Source organism: Paenibacillus mesotrionivorans (assembly GCF_046098205.1).
Classification (GTDB): Bacteria; Bacillota; Bacilli; order Paenibacillales; family NBRC-103111; genus Paenibacillus_AR; species Paenibacillus_AR mesotrionivorans.
In genome coordinates this window covers 140309-164796 of sequence record NZ_JBJURJ010000009.1, presented here as the reverse complement: position 1 = coordinate 164796, position 24488 = coordinate 140309, and the positions used below count along the sequence as shown (strand labels likewise).

The 24488-nt window shown below is 56.2% G+C and carries 20 protein-coding genes; 2 read left to right on the top strand and 18 right to left on the bottom strand.

Annotated elements, in window-relative coordinates; translation table 11 throughout:
- Nucleotides 1-53: 53 nt before the first annotated feature.
- The 10 genes from dnaK to gpr all read right to left on the bottom strand — a co-directional run bounded on the left by dnaK (nt 54) and on the right by gpr (nt 12087).
- A complete protein-coding gene (dnaK, locus tag ACI1P1_RS15340; RefSeq protein WP_416217285.1) occupies nt 54-1895 on the bottom strand; it encodes a molecular chaperone DnaK in 1842 nt (613 codons plus the stop codon).
- 31 nt (nt 1896-1926) lie between these two features.
- On the bottom strand, nt 1927-2490 hold the full coding sequence (gene grpE, locus ACI1P1_RS15335; RefSeq protein WP_416217284.1) for a nucleotide exchange factor GrpE: 564 nt from the start codon (nt 2488-2490) through the stop codon (nt 1927-1929).
- Nucleotides 2491-2626: 136 nt separating this feature from the next.
- Nucleotides 2627-3652, bottom strand: a complete 1026-nt coding sequence (hrcA, locus tag ACI1P1_RS15330; protein ID WP_416217283.1) for a heat-inducible transcriptional repressor HrcA — start codon at nt 3650-3652, stop codon at nt 2627-2629.
- 135 nt (nt 3653-3787) lie between these two features.
- Nucleotides 3788-4246: an N-acetyltransferase gene (locus ACI1P1_RS15325; RefSeq protein ID WP_416217391.1), complete on the bottom strand. Its 459-nt coding sequence runs from the start codon at nt 4244-4246 to the stop codon at nt 3788-3790.
- Nucleotides 4247-4323: 77 nt separating this feature from the next.
- Nucleotides 4324-5490: a radical SAM family heme chaperone HemW gene (hemW, locus tag ACI1P1_RS15320; protein ID WP_416217282.1), complete on the bottom strand. Its 1167-nt coding sequence runs from the start codon at nt 5488-5490 to the stop codon at nt 4324-4326.
- A 362-nt stretch (nt 5491-5852) separates the two neighbouring features.
- Nucleotides 5853-7667: a translation elongation factor 4 gene (lepA, locus tag ACI1P1_RS15315; RefSeq protein ID WP_416217281.1), complete on the bottom strand. Its 1815-nt coding sequence runs from the start codon at nt 7665-7667 to the stop codon at nt 5853-5855.
- Nucleotides 7668-7760: 93 nt separating this feature from the next.
- Nucleotides 7761-8201 (bottom strand): hypothetical protein, encoded by a 441-nt coding sequence (locus ACI1P1_RS15310; protein ID WP_416217280.1) that lies wholly within the window; start codon nt 8199-8201, stop codon nt 7761-7763.
- A 26-nt stretch (nt 8202-8227) separates the two neighbouring features.
- Nucleotides 8228-9496, bottom strand: coding sequence for a stage II sporulation protein P (gene spoIIP, locus ACI1P1_RS15305; RefSeq protein WP_416217279.1), 1269 nt, complete (start codon nt 9494-9496; stop codon nt 8228-8230).
- A gap of 145 nt (nt 9497-9641) precedes the next feature.
- Nucleotides 9642-10394 (bottom strand): HAD family hydrolase, encoded by a 753-nt coding sequence (locus ACI1P1_RS15300; protein ID WP_416217278.1) that lies wholly within the window; start codon nt 10392-10394, stop codon nt 9642-9644.
- A 634-nt stretch (nt 10395-11028) separates the two neighbouring features.
- Nucleotides 11029-12087: a GPR endopeptidase gene (gpr, locus tag ACI1P1_RS15295; protein WP_416217277.1), complete on the bottom strand. Its 1059-nt coding sequence runs from the start codon at nt 12085-12087 to the stop codon at nt 11029-11031.
- A 240-nt stretch (nt 12088-12327) separates the two neighbouring features.
- On the opposite strand from gpr, the gene rpsT reads away from it, so the two are divergent.
- Nucleotides 12328-12597: a 30S ribosomal protein S20 gene (gene rpsT, locus ACI1P1_RS15290; protein WP_416217276.1), complete on the top strand. Its 270-nt coding sequence runs from the start codon at nt 12328-12330 to the stop codon at nt 12595-12597.
- A gap of 76 nt (nt 12598-12673) precedes the next feature.
- Here the strand turns inward: rpsT and holA are convergent, their stop codons facing one another.
- The 6 genes from holA to ACI1P1_RS15260 all read right to left on the bottom strand — a co-directional run bounded on the left by holA (nt 12674) and on the right by ACI1P1_RS15260 (nt 19935).
- Nucleotides 12674-13693, bottom strand: a complete 1020-nt coding sequence (gene holA, locus ACI1P1_RS15285) for a DNA polymerase III subunit delta (RefSeq protein ID WP_416217275.1) — start codon at nt 13691-13693, stop codon at nt 12674-12676.
- Between the two features lie 228 nt (nt 13694-13921).
- The gene (locus ACI1P1_RS15280) at nt 13922-15172 is read right to left on the bottom strand and encodes a zf-HC2 domain-containing protein (RefSeq protein WP_416217274.1); all 1251 of its coding nucleotides are present in this window, start codon (nt 15170-15172) and stop codon (nt 13922-13924) included.
- Complete coding sequence (locus ACI1P1_RS15275) at nt 15169-15717, bottom strand: RNA polymerase sigma factor (RefSeq protein ID WP_416217273.1); 549 nt, start codon at nt 15715-15717, stop codon at nt 15169-15171. Before ACI1P1_RS15275 ends, ACI1P1_RS15280 begins: the two co-directional genes overlap by 4 nt.
- A 367-nt stretch (nt 15718-16084) precedes the next feature.
- Nucleotides 16085-18628 carry a DNA internalization-related competence protein ComEC/Rec2 gene (locus tag ACI1P1_RS15270; RefSeq protein WP_416217272.1) on the bottom strand — a complete coding sequence of 848 codons (2544 nt, stop codon included), beginning with the start codon at nt 18626-18628 and terminating at the stop codon, nt 16085-16087.
- 87 nt (nt 18629-18715) lie between these two features.
- Nucleotides 18716-19228 carry a deoxycytidylate deaminase gene (locus ACI1P1_RS15265; protein WP_416217271.1) on the bottom strand — a complete coding sequence of 171 codons (513 nt, stop codon included), beginning with the start codon at nt 19226-19228 and terminating at the stop codon, nt 18716-18718.
- Nucleotides 19229-19380: 152 nt separating this feature from the next.
- Nucleotides 19381-19935: a ComEA family DNA-binding protein gene (locus ACI1P1_RS15260; protein WP_416217270.1), complete on the bottom strand. Its 555-nt coding sequence runs from the start codon at nt 19933-19935 to the stop codon at nt 19381-19383.
- A 259-nt stretch (nt 19936-20194) separates the two neighbouring features.
- Between ACI1P1_RS15260 and comER the strand changes: the two genes are divergently transcribed.
- Entirely contained in the window at nt 20195-21025 is an 831-nt protein-coding gene (gene comER, locus ACI1P1_RS15255; RefSeq protein ID WP_416217269.1) for a late competence protein ComER, read from the top strand.
- Between the two features lie 81 nt (nt 21026-21106).
- Here comER and ACI1P1_RS15250 read toward each other — a convergent pair whose 3' ends face one another.
- Nucleotides 21107-21904, bottom strand: coding sequence for a phosphotransferase (locus tag ACI1P1_RS15250; RefSeq protein ID WP_416217268.1), 798 nt, complete (start codon nt 21902-21904; stop codon nt 21107-21109).
- Between the two features lie 102 nt (nt 21905-22006).
- On the bottom strand, nt 22007-24460 hold the full coding sequence (gene leuS / locus ACI1P1_RS15245; protein WP_416217266.1) for a leucine--tRNA ligase: 2454 nt from the start codon (nt 24458-24460) through the stop codon (nt 22007-22009).
- Nucleotides 24461-24488 lie beyond the last annotated feature (28 nt).

The window sequence follows — 24488 nt, the reverse complement described above, 5'->3', positions numbered from 1 at the left end:
AAACCGGCTTTGGCCCGCCTGCACTGTATATTGCCTGCTCTTTTATCAGCAGCTTATTTCTTGTCTTCGTCCACTACCGTGTAGTCGGCGTCGACCACATTGTCGGCCTTCGGACCAGCGTTGCCGGCAGCTTCGCCTGCGCCTTCAGCTTGCTGCTGGGCTGCCATTTGCTCATACATCTTCACGGACAGCTGCTGCACAACCTCGGACAGCTCGTCAGTAGCCTTCTTGATGGCGTCCACGTCATCGCCTTCCAGAGCCTGCTTAACGGCTTCCTTGGCGGCGTTGGCCTTTTCCACTTCACCGGCGTCTACCTTGTCGCCAAGATCCTTAATGGTCTTCTCGACGGTGTAAACCAGTTGGTCCGCATTGTTCTTGGCTTCCACCAGCTCCTTGCGCTTGCGGTCTTCCTCAGCGTGAGCCTCGGCATCCTTCATCATGCGGTCAATCTCTTCGTCGGACAGGCCGCTTGAGGAGGTGATGGTGATCTTTTGGCTTTTGCCTGTACCCTTATCGGTTGCGGACACGTTGACAATACCGTTGGAGTCAATGTTGAAGGTAACCTCAATTTGCGGTACGCCGCGGGGTGCCGGGGGAATATCATTCAGCATAAACCGGCCCAGCGTTTTGTTGCCGTTAGCCATCGCACGCTCGCCCTGAAGCACGTGGATTTCCACGCTGGTTTGCATGTCGGCATAGGTGGAGTACACCTGCGACTTGCTGGTGGGGATCGTAGTGTTACGGTCGATCATCTTGGTGAATACGCCGCCTGCAGTTTCGATACCCAGGGACAGCGGAGTAACGTCCAGCAGGACAACGTCCTTCACGTCACCGGTCAATACGCCGGCTTGGATAGCGGCGCCCAAAGCAACCACTTCGTCAGGGTTAACGCCCTTGTGGGGTTCCTTGCCCAGGAGCTTCTTGATGGCTTCTTGAACGGCAGGGATACGGGTGGAGCCGCCTACCAGGACCACCTTGTTGATTTCGCTGATGGACAGTCCGGAGTCGCTCAGCGCTTGACGGGTCGGACCCATGGTGCGCTCTACCAGATCAGCAGTGAGCTCTTCGAACTTGGCGCGGGTCAGGTTCAGCTCCAAATGCTGCGGTACGCCGTCAGCCATGGTGATAAACGGCAGGGAGATGGTGGTGGTCAGTACGCCGGAAAGCTCCTTCTTGGCTTTTTCCGCGGCATCCTTCAGACGTTGTACGGCAGCCTTGTCCTTGGACAGGTCCACACCTTGCTCCTTCTTGAATTCAGCAACCAGCCAGTCGATGATCTTCTGGTCGAAGTCGTCGCCGCCCAGACGGTTGTCGCCGCTTGTGGCCAGCACTTGGAAGGTGCCGTCGCCCAATTCCAGAATGGATACGTCAAAGGTACCGCCGCCAAGGTCATAAACCAGGATGGTTTCGTCGCTGTCTTTTTCCAGACCGTATGCCAAAGCGGCAGCCGTCGGCTCGTTGACGATCCGCAGCACTTCAAGGCCTGCGATTTGGCCGGCATCCTTGGTGGCTTGACGCTGGCTATCGTTGAAATAAGCTGGAACGGTAATAACGGCTTGGGTAACGGGCTGGCCCAGATAGGCTTCCGCGTCGGCCTTCAGCTTCTGAAGAATCATCGCCGAAATTTCCTGCGGGGTATAGTTGTTGTCGTCGATCTTTTCCTTATGGTTCGTGCCCATATGGCGCTTGATGGAGATAATAGTGCGCTCCGGATTGGTGATGGCTTGGCGCTTGGCGGTTTCGCCGACGATACGCTCGCCGTCCTTCTTGAAGCCTACAACGGAGGGAGTGGTGCGCGCTCCTTCCGGATTGGGGATTACAACCGCTTCGCCGCCTTCCATAACGGCTACGCAGGAGTTGGTGGTACCCAGGTCAATACCGATTACTTTACCCATGATTATGGTTCCTCCCATATCGAATATATTCTTACTTGGACACCTTCACCATCGCCGGGCGAAGCACTTTGTCCTTAAACACATAACCCTTCTGCAGCTCTTCAACCACAATGCCCTCTTCATGCTCGTCGGACTCCACCTGCATAACCGCTTGATGGAAATCCGGATTAAAAGCCTCGCCTACAGCTTCCATCGCCTTGAGGCCTTCCTGCTCCAACGTCTGCCCAAGCTGTCGCTGGATCATGTCAATTCCCTTCAGAAGGGAATCTAAATCCTTGGAATCCTTGCTGGCCGCAACGGCCCGCTCGAAATTGTCCAGTACGGGCAACAACTGCTCCACCAGCTTGGAGGAGGCGTACTTGGCGAAGTCCTCCTTCTCAACCCGGGAACGGCGTCTGAAGTTATCGAAATCCGCTTGGGTACGCAGGTACCTCTCCTGGGCTTCCTCCGCTTGTCTGCGCAATGCGTCAAGCTCTGCGGCAGCCTCCCCTTCCGGAGCCGCGTGCTCTTCACCAATGCCTTCGGCTTCTGTATATGTAGCGGTCTCTTCCGCCGTTTGTTCATTCAAGTCCTGCTTTTCTGTCTGTTCACTCACCTGAATATCACCTCCTTGATAGAATAACCCTCCGCCCGGATTCCCCACATGTAGAATCACCGCATACCAGGCTTCTTACCCAGACCCAAAAGCGGCGCAATGGCCGCTTTCGGCTCCGCAATGCATATTGTATGGCTTACTTGTACCAGCGCTGCATAATTTGGGTCATGTCCTGTGAAAAATGGTTCAGAATACCGATGACCTTGCCGTATTCCATCCGGGTGGGCCCCAATATGCCGATGGTGCCCAGCGTCTTGCCGTCCACAGCGTAGGTTGCCGTGATCAGACTGCAATTATTGATGGCGGCTATCGTATTTTCGCTGCCGATCCGTACCTGCAGCCCCTCCGGCGCCGAGCCGATAATCTTGAACAGGGTGGGCGTTTCCTCCAGCAGATCCAGGAAGCTCTTAACCCGCTCCACATCCTTAAACTCCGGCTGCACCAGAAGATTAGTCGAACCCGCCAGGAAAATCCGGTCCTGCTTGTCGCTGACCACCACTTCCTCGAACACCTTCAAAAGATCGTCATAGCCGCTGACATGCTTGGACAGCTCCTCGCTAATCTCCGTATAAATCTTGGAGCGGAGCTGGAACAGCGGAACTCCCTTCAGGCGTTCATTCAGAATGCGGACGAATTTCTCAATTTCCTCCATCCGCACGCCCGGGGGAATCCGGAACACCTTGTTTTCCACCTGGCCGGTGCTGGTGACGATAATAGCCACGGCACTGACCTCATCCAGCGGCACCACTTGAATCATCCGCAGGGTTGTATTAAAAACCTCCGGCCCCAGAACAATGGAGGTATAGTTGGTCAATCCGGACAGCATGGAAGCCACCTGCTGGATCACCTGCTCCATCTCCTGCAGCCTTTCGGCGAAAAACGTCTTCATCAGGTTTAAATCCGGCCGGGTGACGGCCCCTTGGGCAAGCAGATGGTCCACATAATAGCGGTACCCCTTCTCCGAGGGAATCCGTCCTGCCGAGGTATGGGGCTGCTCCAGGTAGCCAAGCTCCTCCAGATCGGACATTTCGTTGCGGATGGTGGCGGGACTGAAGGCCACATCCCCCCGTTTGGAAATACTGCGGGAGCCCACCGGCTCAGCCGAACGGATATAATCATCTACTATAGCGCTCAAAATCATCTTCTGACGTTCCGATAACATCCTTGCCCGACCTCCCCTATAACCTCCCGTCCGCAGGAACGGGGTATCTTCTTTCCGTGAATCGTTAGCACTCATTCGAGACGAGTGCTAACCGTTATTACAAAAATATCAAAGAAAAACGCCTGTGTCAAGTGATCACAGGCGTCTTTGGACGGCTATTTCGTCGCAGCAATGCTGCTTTTTGCAATGGATGCAGTCTCTCCAGACCTTCTCCGGAAAAATCTCCTTGGGCACGACCTCAAAGCCGTTCTTCTCGAAGAACTTCACCTCGTAGGTTAATGCCATAATGGTGGGGATGCCTTGTTTCTTCGCTTCCTCCACCAGCATACCCACGATCAGGGACCCGATTCCCTGACCCTTGTAGCCTTCTGTCATTCCCAGAGAGCGGATCTCCACCAGATCCTTGCCCAGCTTGCTTAAGGAGCCGCAGCCGATCAGCTTGCCATCCGCCTCCGCGATCACGAAGGTGTCGATGATGGCCCGCAGGGTTTCCCGGGTCCGGTACAGCATAATTCCCTTCTCCGCATATCCCTTGATTAACGTGTACAGGGCTTCAACGTCTTGCTCCGCCGCCCTTCTGCAGGTTACCGCCATGGTTGCCATCAACATCCCACCCATATCATTTGATATGAATAAATATACAACATGACGTATAATGTTACAAGTGAAATTTATACGGTAAGGTGCCCAATAAATGCGCCGAATACAACATTGCCGTACATAACGGCTTGCTGGGGCAGCTTATAGCCCTCTGCTGTTTTATCCAAAAGCTTGTCTCCGATCAGCTTCTCCAGCACCGGACCGAAGGCCTCTTCAATGGAAGTGCCGAATTGCTGTATAAAGTCCCGGCTTCTCACACCCTCCAGCAGCCGGAGCCCTACCATCATAAAGTCCTCCATAGCCTCCTCCCGTGTGACGGGATCGGTGGAGAGCCGTGGCAGCCCGGTTTTGCAGGCTTCGATATAAGGACGGATGCCCTTCAGGTTCATATGCCTCTCCCGGTTGGTATAACCATGCGCCCCCGCACCCAGCCCGTAATAGGCCCGGTTCCGCCAATACATGGAGTTGTGGCGGCTTTCGAAGCCCGGCTTGGCGAAATTGCTGATTTCGTACTGCCGGAAGCCCTCCTGCTCCAGCCGGCGCATGATGATCCGGAACATCTCCGCCTCCGTTTCCTCCTCGGGCAGGAGCAGCTGGTTCTTCATATAAAGGCTGTGGAACAGCGTGTTCTCCTCCACCTTCAGACCGTAGATGGAATAATGCTGCAGGGATAACGCCAGCGCTTTGTCCAGAGTATCCTCCAGCATATGCAGCGTTTGGCCCGGCAGGCCGAACATCAGGTCAATGGTGAGATTCCGGAACCCCGCTTGTTTTGCATATTCCAGACTCCGGTATACATCGTCGGTCTGATGGATCCGCCCGATGCCGGATAGGAGGCCGTTGTCGAAGGACTGTACGCCGAAGCTCACCCGGTTAACTCCCCCCGCCTTCATCACAGCCAGCTTGTCGGGGTCGGTGGTGCCGGGGTTGGCCTCCATGGTGAACTCCAGGTCTTCTGCCCGGTCCGGAAAGTAATCCCGGGTCATCCGCAGGAACCGCTCCATCTGCGGGGGCGTAAGCACCGTAGGTGTGCCGCCTCCCACAAAGATGGTTTCTACCCGGGGTGGTACCAGCAGCGACACTGTGCGCTCCATCTCCCGCTCCAAGGCATCCAGATATTCATCCACCGGCTGGCCTTGGACCACGTAGGAGGTAAAGTCGCAATAATGGCATTTGTTCGAGCAAAACGGGATATGAATATACACCGCCGTTGGCGGGTCCAACCGATAGTCCGTCATAAGCGGCTCCTTTCTGTATGGAAAATAGTTTCTACCCTACCCCAGCATCTCTTCCTGCAAAAGTGCATCTATTTCCCAGCCTTAAGCTATCCAGCCTGCCCATCCTGCAAAAGTGCAGTTATTTCAGCCCTTGAGCGGACTGAAGGGTACTTTCCCGAGAAATTAACTGCACTTTTGCAGGGAAACCGGGCCAAACTGCACTTTTGCCGGAAAATAACTGCACTTTTGCATTTAGGCTAAGCGGCGCGGGCGGTGGGCGGCGACCGAAGACTTTCCCCACCTCACTCCACCCGCTAACAAAAACAGCAGCCATTGTTGGAAACGGCTACTGTTTGATCACTTAGAGACTGCGGCGCAGTCCTTTATTCGTCGATTTTTAGGACGGCCATGAAGGCTTCTTGAGGAACCTCCACGCTGCCAACCTGCTTCATGCGCTTTTTGCCTTCCTTTTGCTTCTCCAGGAGCTTCCGCTTCCGGGAGATGTCCCCGCCGTAGCACTTGGCAAGCACGTTTTTCCGCATGGCCTTGATGGTTTCCCGGGAAATAATCTTCTGCCCGATGGCTGCCTGGATCGGCACCTCGAACATTTGCTGGGGAATGATCTCCTTCAGCTTTTCGCAGATCGCCTTGCCGCGGGCATAGGCCCGGTCTCTATGGACAATCACGGATAATGCATCCACTTGCTCGCTGTTCAGAAGAATATCCATTTTGACCAAATTGGATTGTTTGTAGCCCGACATCTCGTAGTCGAAGGAAGCATAACCCCGCGTGCTGGACTTCAATTGGTCGAAAAAGTCATACACAATCTCGGACAGCGGCATTTCGTAGGTAAGCGTGACCCGGTTGGCGTCCAGATATTCCATATTCACAAAGTCGCCGCGTTTGTTCTGGCACAGCTCCATCACTACGCCTACATAATCCTTGGGCACAATGATGCCAGCCTTCACATACGGCTCTTCCACATAATCGATCTTGCCCACCTCCGGATAGTTGGAGGGGTTGTCGATGGTCAGCACGTCGCCGTTGGTCAAGGTCACCTTGAACACAACGCTGGGGGCGGTGGTGATCAGGGCAATATTAAATTCCCGTTCGATCCGTTCCTGGATGATCTCCATGTGCAGGAGGCCCAGGAAGCCGCAGCGGAAGCCGAAGCCCAAGGCAGTGGAGGACTCTGGCTCGAACTTCAGGGAAGCGTCATTCAGCACCAGCTTCTCCAGGGCGTCCCGCAAATCATTGTATTCCGTGGATTCAATCGGGTATAACCCGCAGTAAACCATGGGGTTGATCTTCCGATAGCCGGGTAGCGGTTCAGTGGCCGGGTTGCGGGCATCCGTCACCGTATCGCCCACGCGGGTATCCTTCACGTTTTTGATGCCGGCCACAATAAAGCCTACATCGCCCACCTGAAGCTCGTCCACAATCCCCATCCGGGGCATAAACGCACCCACCTCGATAACCTCGAAAACAGCGCCTGTAGCCATAAACTTGATTTTGGAGCCTGAACGGATGGAGCCGTCCACCACCCGCACGTACACAATAACCCCTTTGTACGGATCATAATGGGAGTCAAAAATCAGCGCCTTCAAGGGCTGCTCCGGATTGCCTGTAGGTGCCGGCACATTGCGCACCACCTGCTCCAGTATCTCCTTGATGCCGATGCCCGCCTTAGCGGAGGCCAGCACCGCATTGCTGCAGTCCAGGCCGATGACGTCCTCGATCTCCTGCTTCACCCGTTCCGGCTCCGCACTGGGCAGATCGATTTTGTTGATGACCGGGACGATCTCCAGGTTGTTATCCAACGCCAGGTACACATTGGCCAGCGTCTGCGCCTCAATGCCCTGGGCGGCGTCCACCACCAGCAAGGCGCCTTCGCAGGCCGCCAGGCTCCGGGATACCTCATAGGTAAAATCCACGTGTCCCGGGGTGTCAATCAGATTGAGGATATACATTTCCCCGTCGTCTGCGCGGTATTGCAGTCGGACCGCCTGGAGCTTGATGGTGATGCCCCGTTCCCGCTCCAGGTCCATTTGGTCCAGCACCTGCTCCTGCATTTCCCGTTGGGAGAGCGCCCCTGTATATTCAAGTATCCGATCCGCCAACGTGGACTTGCCGTGGTCGATGTGGGCGATAATCGAAAAGTTGCGGATTTTTTCCTGCCTAGCCTGTACGTCCTTCATGAGTCCCTCCCGAGTAAATACAACTGAACAATAGATCAATTATAGCAGTTAGGAGGGGCCGCATCAATGGAGGCGGGGCTTTGGACAGTGCAATCAGGAAATCAGCGAGTTAAAAAGGGAGACGATCATGCTCATCAGCCCTCTGGCCAGATTGCGCAAAGCATCACCCAGGCGGTTGGATAGGTGGTTCATGAAGGATTCCTTGACCTTTGCCGGAGGTGCGGCTTGTTCGGTGCCGGCGGCCTCGGCGGTTTTGGCTCCTGCCGGGACGGCGCCATTCTTGGCGCCGGCAGCTCCCGCCGCGGGACTTGCCTTCGCTGCTGCCGGAACCGCCTGCCGGCTGTTGTCAGCCCCCGCCTTTACGGGAGCTGAAGCTGCCGGTTTGACGGCGGCTGCCGCAGGCTTCACCGCAGCCACAGGCGGCTCCGCTGCCGGGACGGCACTGCTCCGGCTCACCAGATCGATGCCGAAGAACAGGCAAAACCCCAGTACAAATATGGTCAACAACACCCTGCCCGGGCGGATTCTTCCCATGTGTGCTCCCCTTTCCTTCTCGTAGCTTAGTTACGGCTGCCTGCCGATGCCGCCGGCGCATCCACCTTGGCCGCATCCCAATATAGATCCGCAATGACCTCAGCAAGCACACCGGCTGTCCGCTTGCATTCCTCCAGCGTGTTATACACCCCGCCGATTTCGATCAGCACGCTGTTGGGGGACAAGGACTGGTTATATTCCGCGTTACCGTCATGCGCTTCCTTGGCCCAAATTCCCCGTGACAGTCCGGGAACCTTTTTCTCCAGCTTCTCCTGGATTTGCGAGGCGAACTTTTCGTTCTGCTGCCACTTGGGATTCTTTTGGCCCAGGATCAGGAATACCTTGGCATAATTTTTCCCGTCCACGGTCAAAGTGGATTTTTCCTTGGAGGAATCATCCCGGTGAAGGTCAAACACGAACTTGATCTCCGGATTGGCCGCAAAGGCCTCCTTCACCGTTTTGTTGGAATATTTATACGAATAATACCAATTGTACTTTTCGACGCTGCTGGCATAATCCGTTGCGTAATGGACCGCTCCTACACCCTTGTCCTCCAGACGATCAGCAAGCTCCTTGCCAACCAGGGTGATATTCGTCTTGGCATCCTGGGCCAGATTGGCGTCCTTGGCGGACAGTCCCAGCTCCGGTACCCACGATTCCCGGTTGTGGGAGTGGTAGATCAGCACCACCTTGTCCCCGTTTGTTGAAGGATGCCCGATGGTCGGCTGCGGTGTGGGTGCCGCACTGGTTGACGGAGCAGCTGGAGAGGCGGAGGGCGCCGTTACAGGCTGGCTGTCCGGCCCCCCGGAACCGGAGGGAGTGCCGCCATCAGAAGGCGCATTGCCCGGCGGATACTCCAGCGGGCCGGCAATTTGTTGGGAGCCGGGAGGCTTGCGGATCAGGTACGAGGTGTCCAGGCCCATGCCGGGGAGCTCCCGGGCCAGAAGGGTTTTGGGGTCCCGCGGATTAATATCGGTAATGAACCGGAAGATAAAACTCAGCACATTTTCCTGTGAAAAGGTGGAGGGCACCTGACGGGCTTCCGCCAGATGAGGCACCTCCAGGCCCAGCATATCCATAAAAAACCCATCGGAGACGGAAGCGGCCAGTCCCTTCATTGAGGATACAGGGGTCATGCCCGGCCGCTGGTGGCCGAAGCCGATGAACCCTACCAGAACGAAAATCAGAAAGGTGCAGCCAGTCAGCACCAAGTAGGTTTTGGCGAAAAAGCCTGCGGTTTGGGACAGCTTGCGGAGTTTGCTCAGGTCCAGTGTGAACATCGACCGTTTCATCATCCATTCCTCCATTCGAAGATGCTCTCTTGCAGGGGTTGTTTTACTACCAATCTATGAATGGAGGTAGAAGACTAGAACCAAAAAAAGAAGCCCCGCGAATAAAATCGCGAGACTTCTTTGGTAGGTTGCTAGGAAGGAGGTTGCATCAGCTGGCGGCGCTTTCGATGGAGCGGGCGATGGCATCCGGCACGGATTCCAGCGTGGGCAGCTCCAGGAACAGTCCCTTGGGCGTTTCGTTGATTTCCACAATGTTATACTCCCACTCCGTAATGGCCGGGATGTGGATACAGTTAATGCCTGCCCGTAGAGCAGGGACAATATCCGTCCGGATGGAGTTGCCGATCATCCAGGTGCGGGAACGGTCAAAGCCGTTTTGCTGCAGGATTTCCTCCAGCGCTTCCGCGGTTTTGTGTTGGCGTACGAACACCTGCTCACCGAAGAAACGGTCCAGCTTGACGGAACGGATTTTCTTCTGCTGGTGGGTGACGATGCCGCCTGTATATAAATAAAGATCGTGGCCGTCCGCCTTCAGGCGTTCGAGGGTAGCCTCCATGTCGGGATACGGCTCCACCTGCAATTCGTACACGGATTTGCCCAGCTCGATCAGTTCCTCTTCCTCCATGACCGAGGTGGCCCGGCCGAACAAATCGGAGAAATACCGGTACGTATCTACCAGAGAAGCGGGGAAGTGGTCCATGGAAAACCCATGAATATGTACCCCGGCGATATCAATCTCAAGCTGCTTCATCTTAACGGTTTCGTCTGTCAAAGGATAAGCCGCGAACCAGGTCCGCAGCAGATCCGAAAACTGCTCCAGTACGATATCAAAATATTTATTGCAGTGAATTAAGGTATCATCCAGATCAAATAGAATGATTTGCGGTTTTGGTTGATTCATAGAGCTCTCCTCCCGTTCTGGCTATAGTCTGGCGCCCGCGGAGCCTTAGCGCGTCATCTGGCAATGGAACCGGATATGAAATATGATAGCGCATTTGGCGCGGATTGTAAAAAAACTGTTATATTGATGAACATTCGATGAAGCGGATTCGTCCTTTAGGTGAAGCGGGTTCGTTCCTCCGCGGAAGCTTTTATGGGCTGTATATGATTTTTCGAGTATAATCTTCCGGTTCAGCCCATTTTTACGCGTTAAGTATGAAATTTCATATATAATCCCATCCTAAACTCTCATCCACTAGATTCATATATGAAATTTCATATACAACACCCTCCTGAAGCACTTTCCCGAAATTAAAGCTGATTTTTCGCATACACCCACCGTTCCCAGCCTCCCTCTCAGGATCCACAAGAAAGAAGCTTCCGGTCAAGCGCCGGCAAACACACGCCTCAACCGGAAGCCCGGCAAACCTCCTATTAGGGCCTGTCTGAAAACCCGTTTGAGGGCATCTTATCCCGTTTTTTCGCCCATGCTGCGTTACTTTTGCTTGATGACCCCCGGTACGCCTTCACAAAAGTGCCTTGCCTGGAACGAAATTTCAGGATAATCTGCTTCCCTCGGAGTTTTCAGACACACCCTAGTGGGTATACGCCCCTGCATTATCCGGCTCCACTGCTTCGTGCAGCGCAGAATTCAGACCGCTGGCGATAATGTTGGCGATGTCCTCAATAAACTGGTCGATCTCCTTCGGCGTCACCAGAAGATCATGTCCCACCGGATTAAGCACCTCCTTCACCAGCTCCAGCCGCTCCTGCTCCTGCAGATTGTCCAAGAGCCCCATAATTTCCTTGGTATTGGAGGTTTGCCGGGAGAAGTGGTGATGCATCAGGTCGATGGCATTGTTTACAATGGTCGAGGCATATACAACCGTCGGCACACCGATGGCAATCACAGGCACACCCAGAATTTCCTTGGTTAGCCCCTTGCGCTTATTGCCGATCCCCGAGCCGGGATGGATACCCGTATCGGCAATCTGGATGGTAGAGTTCACCCGGTCCAGGGAACGGGAGGCGAGGGCGTCTATGGCGATAACCAGATCCGGCTTGGACTTCTCCACAATGCCTTGGACAATCTCGCTGCTTTCAATCCCCGTGGTGCCCAATACTCCGGGAGCCACAGCGCTGACCTGCCGGTAGCCGGGGCTGACATGATCGGGCATCAACTCAAAATAATGCCGGGTTACCATCACATTTTCCACCACAATCGGGCCCAGCGCATCAGGTGTCACATTCCAGTTGCCCAGGCCGATGACCAGCACCTTGGCGTCCTTGGCGATACCGGCATCAGCGAGAAAATCCTCGAACACCTCGGCGAATTTACCGGCTACCCGGTCCTGGAGCTGCGAGTCCTTATGGCGGAGACCGGGTACTTCGATAGTGATATAGTTACCGGGCAGTTTGCCGATTTGCCGTCCAGCCTCAGCGTTTTCAACCCGGATGCGGGTAATCTTGATTTCGCCGTCTTCCTCCACATGGCTGAGCAAACCCTCTATTCCATGTCCGCCCGTTTCCTTCGACGCCAGATCCCGCGCCTCCAGCGCCAGGTCTGCGTGGGATGCAGACAGCAGGTTATCGTTAAATTGTTCCTCCACATCGAAATCTGTTGCCCGCCGGCGCATATCCATGCGTCTCTCCATTGATTCCGCTCCCTTCCTTCACAGATTGCCGCTATAGTTTGCCAAGAAAGGCAATGGCTTATGCGTTTCCCCTTGATGGAAGGCCGCTTGAGATTTTCATCCCGCAGTCCCCGGTAAGCTCTTGCAATTTCAAAATTGCCGTGATAGAATGTTTAAAGTTGTCTATAATAGACGCAGCCCGGAAGGTTCTGCCAACGGCACGAACCGGCAGGATGTACAGTAGTGTAGGAGGTGAACGATATGCCGAATATTAAGTCCGCAATCAAGCGCGTGAAGGTCAGCGAAAAGCGTCGTCTGCAAAACGCTTCCCAAAAATCCGCACTTCGCACCGCGGTCAAATCCGCAGAGAGTGCTCTGAATAATCAAAACGTTGATTCTGCGAAGGAATTGCTGCTTGTTGCTACCAAGAAGCTGGACAAGGCCGCTACCAAGGGTCTGATCCACAAGAACGCAGCAAACCGCAAAAAGTCCCGTTTGGCCAAAAAGCTGAACGCGCTGACCAAAGCCTAAGATGATGAAACAAAGCCCGGAGCGTACATCCGTAAGGATGCGCCTCCGGGCTTTTGACGTTTAAAGCGGCCGGCCGCTACACAGCCAGCTTCAGAATGAAAAGCTCCATCCCCAGCGTTTTCTCCACCCGGCCTGTTTTCATGCCATAATCCAGATCGGCCAGGCTTGCCAGAATAGACGCCAGCTGCTCGAAGCTGAAGCGTTTTCCCTGCTCGGACGCAATTTTGATGCCGTAGGGATGGCCGCCCAGCTGGGAAGCCATCTGCTGCTGGGAATAACCCTGGCGCTCCAGCTCCTTCACCTGCAGCAGCATACGGAACTGCCGCGTCATCAAAGCGGCAATCTTGATAGGCTCTTCTTTTTTGAGGAGAAGCTCGTGGAACACGGTCATGGCCTTTTCCTTGCGCAGCCGGACAATGTGGTCGATGAGCATAAACACATCCTGCTCCGTGGTCCGGGCCACCATACCGTCCACATCCTCCACGGACACCGTGCCGCCGCTTCCGGCATATAGCGACAGCTTCTCCAGCTCGGACCGGAGAGCCTGGAGGTCCGTGCCTGCAGACAGCAGCAGCGCCTCCGCTGCCCCTGTGCCCAACCGGAAGGAAAAGGCATCCGCCTGGCGCTTCACCCATTGCAGCAGATCGTCCGCCGACAGAGGGACAAAAGGAGCCATGCTCCCGTTGTCCTTCAGCAGCTTGACGATTTTTTTGCGTTCATCCAGCTTGTCCGCATCCACGGTGAGAATCACAACGGAAAAATCCGCGGGAGACTTCATATAATCGAGAAGCCGCTCAGGCCGGTGCTCCACCTTGGTGCTTTCCTTGGCACCGGTCAAAAAGGCCGCATTGGAGGCGAGAATCACCTTGCGCTCCGCCATAAACGGCATGGTTAAAGCATCCTCCAGCACATCGTCCAGGGACGTTTCACTCAAATCGTATTTGGTCACCGCAAATTCCCGCAGGTCATCTGGCACACATTTGCGGAACACATAGTCAATAAACTCCCGCATCCGGTATTTCTCCGGACCATAACAAATATATAACGGCCGGACGGTTCCCTTGTCCAGCTCCTTCATCCACGTTCTGGCATCCATCTGTCAACACCTCGGTTACCATCTTACCAGACCCCCGGCCAAAAAACAAAAAGACAAGTGCACAAGGCATCTTGTCTTTTTGTCCGGCAATCCAAATCGGTATATGTGAACGCTGGGGCAAGGGCTCTAGAAACCTCCACCCGGGCGGCATACCCTTGAAGCCGATTCATAGGTCTACCCTTCTATTCTATGCCTGCGGGGCAAAACTTGTTCCAGTCGAAATCCGGCTTATTTCTTCCATTCTTTTCCTTGGACAGCCGAGATGACATAGACGGTTTCCGTGCCGGAAACAGTCTTGACGGCGTAGGAGAAGGTATGCGCATCCGTCCATTCCACAAACCTCACCTGCACCTCCGGACCAAGATGGATGGATGAGACAAACACAGCTTTGCCATCCTTATCCGTGATGGTCACCTTGCCCTCCGCCACGGAGGCGGTATACATCCCGTCCGGGGAAGGCAGCGGCTGCGGAGCCCCGCCGGCCGTCGGGCCTGCAAGCGTGAATCCCATCTGCTTGGCATCTCCCACCGGTGGAAGGGAAGCTGCCCCTCCCCTTTGATCCACTTCAGGGGATGCTGCACTGTCCCCGGCCTTTTCCATGATGGCTAAAGGAAGATGGCCTTCCTCCTGCGTCCCATCAGGCTGGCTCTCCACAGCGGAACCGGCAGCCGCCTCTGGACTTTGATCTGCCTGCTTCTGATAGGCATCTGCAGCTTCGCCAGACGGTCCGGAGGCTGTTTCCTGGTCCTCTGCCGTTGATGTCCTCAGAGCCGTCCCGAACTGGTCCTTCACAGAGGAATCCGTCGGCGAGGCCATGGTAACCCGTCCGGAAATATCCTTCTGCTCGGCGCTCCCTTCCGGGGCTGCCGCCGGTGTTGACGGCGGAACCGCTGAAGTTGTTCCGGCCGCACCCGTTTGGGTGGGCACCACGAACAGATCTTGAGTGGCGCTGTCCGCCGCAGACTGGTCCTGCTTGCCTTTAGCTCCAGTAGAGGCTCCCAAATTGGAAGCAGCTTGGGGCGCGCTCATCCGGTTCTGCATAGCAGCGCTCTCCGATGCGGTCTTGTTCATGTGAAGGTTGTCCTGATTGGACATGAACAACCCGATAATAATGCCGGCAGCCGCCACCCCGGAGAAAATCTTCCATGAAATCAGACCGCGCCTGTTATTGCGGGCTTTTGCCGGAGGGAATGCAACCACCTGCTCCTTGGCAGCGGCAGAGGTTTCGGGGCCTTCAGCGGAATCCGCATTCCACAACGGGATCTCCTCCAGCTGCGGCAGAATGGCATCCACAATACTGTAAGCGGGCTTCACCTTGGGAAGCTGAGCCAATTCGTCATGGAGCAGCTTCAGCCGGACATACAGGTCAGAACAGCCGGGGCATTGCTTGAGATGAGCCAGCATCACAAGCTCCTCTTCGGCCGTCAAATCCTGATCCAGGCTTTGTTGCATCAGATTCATCATCTCCTCGCATTTCATCCCCGCACCCCTCCTTTCTGATAGTCCGCTAGCATTCCCTGAAGCTGGTGTCTGGCCCGAAACAGGTACGATTTCACCGTGTTGATGGGAAGATTAAGGGTATCGGCAATCTCATTGTACGAAAAATCATTCAAATAACGCAGTACAACCACTGCCCGGTGATGCTCCGGCAGCCGTTCGATGGCTTCGTGAATGTCCTTGGCCGCATCCTTGCGGAGAACGGCAGCTTCCACATCCTGCTCCGAGGCAAAAACCATCTCATGCTCATCGATAGACACCGAGGGTTTGGTTCTTCTGAACTTGTCGATACAGATGTTAGTGACAATCCGCTGAACCCAGGTTTTGAACAACGCTTTCTCCTCGTATGATGTAATTTTGGTATAAATCCGAATCAGTGCTTCCTGTGAGGCGTCCATTGCATCCTGCTCATTGCCCAGAATATAATAGGCCGTCCGGTACACATGTGATTCTATATCTCGCAAAAGGGCAATTAAGGCCTCACGGTCCCCTGCTTGGGCAGCCTTAATGGTTTCGATCGATACCACGGGAACCCCCTTTCTTGCAACCTTATAAACGGTCCAGGCTGCAGAAATGTTGCATAGCTCTCAAGAAAAGTTTATACGCCGGGACTGGGTAAAAGTTCCGTACACCGTTTTAGGGGCTGTCTTCAAACTCCGAGGGGAGCAGATTTTGCCGGATTTTCGTTCCAGGCAAGGCACTTTTGTGCAGGCGTACCGGGGGTACGTCAAGCGAAAGTAACGAAGCAAGGGACGAAAAGATGGTGAAAGCCTGCCCTTAAGTGGGTTTGAAGACAGGTCCTAGACAAGCTCTGTAATTTGACGGCGCTTTCCTTCATTATGTTCATTTTATAGCAAATCGGCTTTAACTTCATCCCCCAACCCAAACTTTCTACTATTTCCCATAACGTCCAGTTAATCTGGTCCTGACAAACAGGCTGTTTCGGCGCACGGAAAACTCCACCTCGCCCTGAAGGTCCGTCCTGTAAACGGACGTATCCGTTTCCGCCAGGCGCTCCAGCGTCAAGGGGCTGGGGTGTCCGTAGCTGTTATTCTTACCTGAGGAAATCACAGCGAGCCGCGGGCTCCAGTACCATAACCAGTCTCCGGAGGAGGAATACCGGCTGCCGTGGTGGGCCACCTTCATCACATCCAGGGTGGGTGCATCCTCTTCTTCAGATAAACGGGACAGCAGCACCTTCTCCTGCTCTCCGCTGATGTCCCCCGTAAATAAAAACCGCTTCCCCAGCATGGTTAAGAGCATGACCACCGATTCATCATTTTGCTCCTCCAAAAGGCGAACTTGAGCCCCTCTCTCCTCCTGCAGCGGGGACAGAACGGACCACACGGCAGAACGGCCCACGGTATATATATCTCCCTGCTGTACCGGAATAAGCGGAATACCGCGATCCAACGCTGTTTGAAAAAGCTTCACCGCCCCCGGGCTGGATTTCAGCGTGCCGTTGAACAGGATCCGGCCTACTTGCATTTCCTCCAGCACCGCCTGCAATCCCCCGATATGATCCGTGTCCGCATGGGAAATAATGAGGGTATCCAGCTTATGGACCCCCCGTTTTTTGAGCAGCGGCACAACGGTTTTCCGTCCCACCTCAAAAGGCTCCCGCCGCTCCTTCCATTCCTCCCCGGCCTTGCGGAAGGAAACCGTACCTCCGCCGTCGATCAGAATATGTTTGCCATCCGGTGTCCGCACCCAGGCACAATCCCCTTGCCCTACATCCAAAAAAGAGACCGTTCCCGTGTCCCGTTCCGTCCAGATAGCCGGAGCATAACCGTACAGAAGGCAGCCTGCCCACAGAACGGCGGCAAGCGCCGTCATCCTGACACCTCTGCGGCGGAAGCCTGCCCCATCCGGAACCAGGTAAATCCGCTGCCGCTCCAGCTCCCGGTGCTGCTTCAACACACCCGCCTGCAGGAGGATCCAGGCCAACAGAATATAATAGGCCGCTATCCACAAAAATGTGGGCGTAGGCCAGCTGAGATGCATGGAGGGAAGCCATTCCGACAAATCGATGGTGTAGAAGGTGAAACGGTTGAGGAATGAAATGAAAGCTGCCGCCCCTTTGGCTGCCCAGGGCCAGAGAAAGGAAAGCAGCAAAGCCCCATAACCCAGGGGAGTCACCACAAAGCTGATCAGGGGTACCAGCAGGAGATTGGCAGGCAGGGAAAGCAGGGAAAATTGGTTGAAATAATAGACCGAAACGGGGAAGGATACCAGCTGCGCCGTCAGAGCTACGGCAATGCTGCTTTTCCAGAGGGGATGAATGCCCTGCAGGAGTCTGGTAATAGCAGGCACCCCCGCCAACAAACCTGCGGTGACGAGAAAGGACAGCTGAAAGCCTACATCGGTGATAAAAAGAGGGTTCCACAGCAGCATCCCCAACAGGGCCAAAGCAAGCAAAGACAGGCCGTCCTTCAGCCAGCCCTTGCGCGCTGCGTACAGCCCCGCCATAGCCGTTAATCCGGAGCGCACCACCGACGGCGAGGATCCGGTAAATACCACGTACAGGGGAATGGTCCAAAAGCCCAACCGCGCCGCCGATTCCCTGGTGACGCCCAGCCGCCGGCACAATGCTGTGACCGCCCACAAAAAAACACCTACATGCAGACCGGATATGGCCAGAATATGGGTCAAGCCCAAACGGGAAAAATTCCGGAAACGCTCCGGGTCCAAATCCTCGCGGAGCCCGATGAGAAGCCCCTTCATATAACCCGCCTCGTCCCCGGGAAAAAGCGACGCCAGCCGGCTCCCCGCCCCTTCCCGGATATGATCGTTCCAGCGGAGGAGTCTGGCCGCATCCCATCGGCCGGGCGGGGATACCCGCACGGCGGAGGCGCCTTTGACGGTAACCATCCAGTGCACATCCTTCTTCCGCAGGTATTCGCGGAAATCGAAGCCCCCGAAGTTCCGGGCGGGTTCAGGCGTTTTGACCGTACCCGTTAATTGCACCCGGTCCCCTCTTCTCCAGGTTGCCGCTACCTCCTGCTCCGGCTGCTCCCGAAGACGGACGGTCACATAAACCCGCTCCCCCTCAGGCCGGACCGCTGCTCCATCCGCCCAGCTCCATTCCTCCGTCTGCATATAAAATACCGCCCGGTCCCCGTCCACCTCCACAGGGGTGTCCAGCCGGCCGGAGAGCTCCGCTCCTGCTTCGTCCGCAGCCGGATTCCAATTGGCTGAAGGCGGGGCCACCACACTGGCCAGCCGGGCATCCGCCCAGGCGTAGCAGCCGTTGCCCGCAAGGAGAGCCAGGCTCAGCCAAACCAGCTGAAGAGCCATTCTTCTGCGCCCCGCCAAAACCGCACTGATCCATATCAGCCCGATTACAGCCCAGCCCCAAAAATACGGCCGGTACCCGGCTGCCGCCAGCCCGGCCCCCGCCGTAAACAAAGCTGCCGTTAGTATCGCTGTTCTGTTCATCACACTGCCCCTTCAAAAGTTATAAAAAAAGCACCCCGCCACGCCGGTTTGGCGCAGCAGAGTGCTCCCCTGCTTTCAATTATTCGGTTAGTTTTGAACCGGCTCCACACACCCGCCGGGCGGTTCATATGCTTCCAGACTGCGGAAGACCAGCCCCCGCTCCTGCAGCAGCTTGGCTACCTTGGCGGTGTCCTTGGGATAAGGGCGGTGGTACACAATCTCCTTCACCCCGCTGTTGGCCAGCATATTGGCGCAGGTCCAGCACGGCTCATCCGTTACATATACCGTTGAGCCCTCCCGGTCCTTACGGTCGGTGAAGAGAATCAGGTTCTGTTCGGCATGGATGGTGCGGATGCAGCGCTGCTTTCGGACCAGCTCCTCCTTGCCGTCCACCACCCGGGCTTCGAATTCTTCTACAATCATACAGCCTGCTTCGCCGCAATCGGCCACTCCCATTGGCGCCCCGTTGTAGGCGCTGCCCAGAAGTTTTTTGCCCTGCACCAGAACGGCTCCTACATGCCTTCTGGAGCATTGGGAGCGGGTGGAGGCCATATAGGCAATGTCCATAAAATAGGTATCCCAGTCCTTGCGAATGCTCATGGTAACGCGGCTGTGCCGCCCTCGCTTTCCCGGCGTGACACGGTGGTCCCGTATCTCCGTTGGTTATGGCCTACATTATATCACCGGCTCCCGTATTCGCCAATGCCCCGTGTCCGGGTGCAGCTTCGGCCACCGGCGCCCTTCAGCCTGCCTTAAGGCGCCACGGATGCCGTAATCCGGTCCTTTAAGCCGTCATAGGTTTTCTGGCCGATGCCCTTCACATTCTTCAGGTCCTCCGGGGTGCGGAAGGGGCCTTTCGACTGCCTGTACTCCACAATGGCCTGGGCCTTGCCCGGCCCGATGCCCGGCAGCTCATCCAGGCGTGAGGCCGACGCCGTATTAATGTCAATCAAGCCTTTTGCTGCGGCTGTTCCCGCCGGGGACTGGGCGGGTGCTGCGGTAGCCTCTGCCTGCACCGGAGCAGTTGCTGATGGTGCCGGCAGTGTTGGCGCACCCGGGACTGCTTCCTGAGCTGTGGCCTGATCCTTCGGCTGTGCGGAAGCACCTTGCCCGGATGAGGAAGCCTGAGTTGTGCCCCCGTTCCGCCCGGAGGCATTCAACAGGGACTGCACCTCCCCGTTCACTTCGCTCCATTCCGACGTGACCCGCTCCTCCACTGCCTTGCGTACAAATCCAAATCCAGCCGCCCCCAGCAGCAGTGCCACAAACATAAGCTTTTTCCAATGAAGCCGAAGCCAGTTGGCCATCACTTGATTCTCCTTTAAGGGTGCGGCTCTTCTCCACAACAAAAAACCGCCGTCACATAGCCTTCCGGCTTGTAAACGGCGGTGCTTCCGCGCCCATGTTCAGTTGTGCCCATTATAGCGCAAACGGCCGGCTGCGGGCAAGAGCTTCTCTGCGCTTGTCCGGCATAATCAGCAGTACTTCGGCATATACATGCACAAAACGTCCCTGGGCTTAAGCCTAGAGGACCTTCACCTACCCGAAAGCGAGGAGGAGAGCTTCATGAAGGTCGGCTTTATCGGAACCGGCAGTATGGGCAGCATTTTGATCGAAGCCCTGATCCGGTCCGGCGCTTTGGCCCCCTCTGCCATCATTGCCGCCAACCGTACCCGTGAGAAGGTATTGGCCCTGGCCGAAAGGCACCCCGGTCTCTTGGCTGCCCGTTCCAATATTGAAGTAGTTTTGGAGGCGGACCTGATCTTTATCTGCGTCAAACCTGCCGAATACAAGCGGGTGCTGGACGAAATCAGGAAGCTCACCATGCCGGAGCAAATCATCGTCTCCATCACTTCCCCCGTGCTGATCCGCCACCTGGAGGAGCAGCTGAATTGCAAAATCGCCAAGGTTATTCCCAGCATCACCAACTTCGTCCAAAACGGCGCAGCCTTGTGCATGTACGGAACTCGGATGGAGGAAGAGGATAAAACAGCCCTGGAGGAGCTTCTGGCCCCCATCAGCGAGCCTATCCGCATTGACGAAAAACACACACGGATCACCTCGGATCTGTCCAGCTGCGGACCGGCTTTTTTTGCGCTGCTGGTTCAGCGGTTTGTGGATGCTGCTGCGGTGGAAACGGGCATCCCCTACGAGGAAGCCACCCGCATGGCGTCCCGGATGCTCTTGGGCACCGGCCTTCTGTTAACGGAAGGCGGCTTTACCCCGGAGACGCTGCAAAAGCGGGTGGCGGTGCCAGGAGGCATTACAGCAGAAGGCCTGAAACTCATGGACCATGAGCTGGACGGCATGTTCAATCGGCTGATTCGCATCACCCACGCCAAATTTTATGAGGACCTGGCCAAGGTGGACGCAGCTTTTCTGAACGCCATTGAATAGAGGCGGGAATAAAAAAGAGGGCGTTACGCCCTCTTTTTTGCGTGGCAGGAAACGGATAAGCCTCCCCAGCCCCAGCTCGTGTCAGCAGGCAAGACCGTTCTGCTGCAAATAACGGAGCACCGACTCCCGCTCTGCCTGCTCCTCCCGGCGCAGCTCACCCAGCCGTGCCGCAGCCGTCACCATCAGCCAGCCCGACAGCTCCTCCCGGGTTACGCCCATTTGGTCTAGATACAGATCAGCGGCTCTCTTCTTCAGCTGCAGCAAAAACTCCGTTTGATCCCCTGCCTCAGCCGGCACCGGAGTCATTTCGGTCAAATACACGGTTCTGGCAATATCTCCATATGTATGCCCGCGGCAGATGTTCATATAATCGATGACCGTATGCCCTTGCGGTCCCGCCATAACATTGCCGAAGTGAAAGTCCCCATGGCAAAAATAGTCCCCCTCCGGCAGCTCCTCCAACAAAACGAGCAGCTTCTCTTTGTGGGCATCGTCCAGGTCCTTGCTCCGGCCAATATACTGCCGCAGGATCTCCTTCAGGCTCAAGGCCTCCGGCAGCCGGCAGGCCAGCATCGTCCGGTGCAGGGCCGCCAGGGCGGACACGCCTGATTCCAGCCTGGAAGGATCCGCCATGAGCGAATCCAGCAGCGAGTCGCCCTCTACCCGGTCATAAATGATCCCGTGGCGTTCCCCGTGCTGCACCATTCCGTAGCTATGCGCCACCGGAAGCCCAAGGCCATGGAGCAGCCGGGAATTTTCGTACTCCTTCATCATGCTCGACTCCGGGTACCCCTTTACAAACAGCTTGACCACCCTGCCCTGGCCCGCCTCAAAAATCTCAGCTGTGTTGCCGATGCCGATCCGTGCCCCAAGCTCCATCTGTTTATTGCTCCTCTCGGGAAAATAAAACCCGGGAACCTGAAACGTCCCCGGGTCTCCAAAAGCAGACCGTTTATTGGAGAAACGGTCTGAACCTTATCCTTAATTGGCTACGATATTGACCAGCTTGCCTTTTACCCGGATCACCTTGCGTACGGTTTTGCCCTCGATGGCCGCCTGCACCTTTTCCAAAGCACGGGCTGCTTCCTCCATGGCCTCCTCGGACAAGTCGGCTGCAATCTTCAAGCGCTCCACAATCTTGCCGTTGACCTGCACCACGATTTCCACCTCGCTGTCCACCGTCCAGGCTTCATCCGCCTGCGGCCAAGCCGCGTAAGTGATGCCTTCGGAGCCGCCGAGGCGCTCCCACAGCTCCTCGGCAATATGCGGTGCAATGGGCGCCATCAGTTGGGCGAACTCCCGCATGGCCTGAAGCGGCAGCACATCGGTTTTGTACGCTTCGTTGACGAAGATCATCATTTGGCTGATGGCGGTGTTGAAGCGCAGCCCCTCATAGTCCTCGCCGATTTTCTTGATGGACTTGTGCCACACCTTTTTGAACGCGTCGGTGGTTTCGCCGTCCTTCACGATCTTCTCCTGAAGCTGTCCGTTCTCGCCGATGAACAAGCGCCATACCCGGTTCAGGAAGCGGTAGATGCCCTCCACGCCGGTGATGCTCCAGGGCTTAGTCGCCTCCAGCGGGCCCATGAACATTTCGTACATGCGCAGGGTATCCGCACCGAACTGGCCTACAATATCGTCAGGGTTCACCACGTTGCCTCTGGACTTGGACATCTTCTCATTGTTCTCGCCCAGGATCATGCCCTGGTTGACCAGCTTGTAGAAGGGCTCCTTGGTAGGCACCACGCCCAGATCGTACAGCACTTTGTGCCAGAAGCGGGCATACAGCAGGTGAAGCACCGCATGCTCGGCGCCGCCGATGTAGAGGTCCACAGGCAGCCATTTGTCAGCCAGCTCCTTGGAAATCAGGGCGTCGCTGTTCTTCGGGTCGATATAACGCAGGTAGTACCAGCAGCTGCCTGCCCATTGGGGCATGGTGTTGGTTTCCCGGCGGGCCTTCAAGCCTGTTTCCGGATCTACGGTATTTACCCAGTCCTCCAGGTTGGCCAAGGGGGATTCTCCTGTGCCTGAGGGGCGGATGGCATCCGTGTGGGGCAGCACCAGCGGCAGCTCCGACTCGGGAACCGGCTTCATGGTGCCGTCCTCCAGATGCAGGATCGGGATCGGTTCGCCCCAATACCGCTGACGGCTGAACAGCCAATCCCGCAGGCGGTAGGTAACCTTGCCCTTGCCTTTGCCGTTCTCCTCCAGCCAACTGATCATCTTGGCGATAGCCGCTTCGTTGGCCAGGCCGTCCAGGAAGCCGGAGTTCACATGGGCGCCGTCCCCAGCGTAGGCCGCTTCCTCCAGGCTGCCGCCCTGTACCACTTCCACAATGGGCAGGCCGAACTGCTTGGCGAAGGCGTAGTCCCGCTCATCATGGCCAGGAACCGCCATAATGGCGCCGGTGCCGTAGCCGGCCAGCACGTAGTCGGCAATCCAGACGGGCACCTTGCGTCCGTCTGCCGGGTTAACGGCATAGGCGCCGGTGAACACGCCGGTTTTGTCCTTGGCCAGATCCGTCCGCTCCAGATCGCTTTTGCGGGCGGCCTTGTCCTGGTACTCCTTCACCGCTGCTTCCTGCGACGGTGTGGTAATCCTGGCAACCAGCTCATGCTCGGGAGCCAGCACACAATAGGTGGCGCCGAACAGGGTATCCGGGCGGGTGGTGAAGACCGTCAGCTCGGCACCGGCCACGTCGTCGATAGCAAACCGCACCTCGGCTCCCTTGGACTTGCCGATCCAGTTGCGCTGCATGTCCTTGATGCTTTCCGTCCAGTCCAGCTCCTCCAGATCCTCCAGGAGACGCTCCGCGTAGGCGGTAATACGCAGCACCCATTGGCGCATGGGCTTGCGGATGACCGGGTGGCCGCCACGTTCGCTTTTGCCGTCGATGACCTCCTCGTTGGCCAGCACCGTGCCCAAGGCAGGGCACCAGTTTACAGGCACTTCGTCTACATAGGCCAGGCCCATCTTATACAGTTGGATAAAGATCCACTGGGTCCACTTGTAGTAATCCGGATCGGTGGTGCTGATTTCCCGGTCCCAGTCGTAGGAGAAGCCCAGGGACTTGATCTGCCGCTTGAAGGTTTCGATATTCTTCTTGGTGAAATCCCGGGGGTCGTTCCCCGTGTCCAGCGCATATTGCTCCGCCGGCAAACCGAAGGCGTCCCAGCCCATGGGATGGAGCACGTTGAAGCCCTTCATCCGCTTGTAGCGGGAAACGATGTCGGTAGCCGTGTATCCTTCCGGATGGCCCACATGCAGCCCGGCTCCGGACGGATAGGGGAACATATCCAGCGCATAAAATTTTGGCTTAGGGCTGTTCTCCAGCACCTTGAAGGTTTTTTCCTGATCCCACTTCGCCTGCCACTTGGGCTCCAGCACCTGGGGGTTATATCCCGTTTCCTTGCTCTCTTTCACTTCTTCTGCCATAGCCAACTTCCTCCCGCTTTTCATTCCG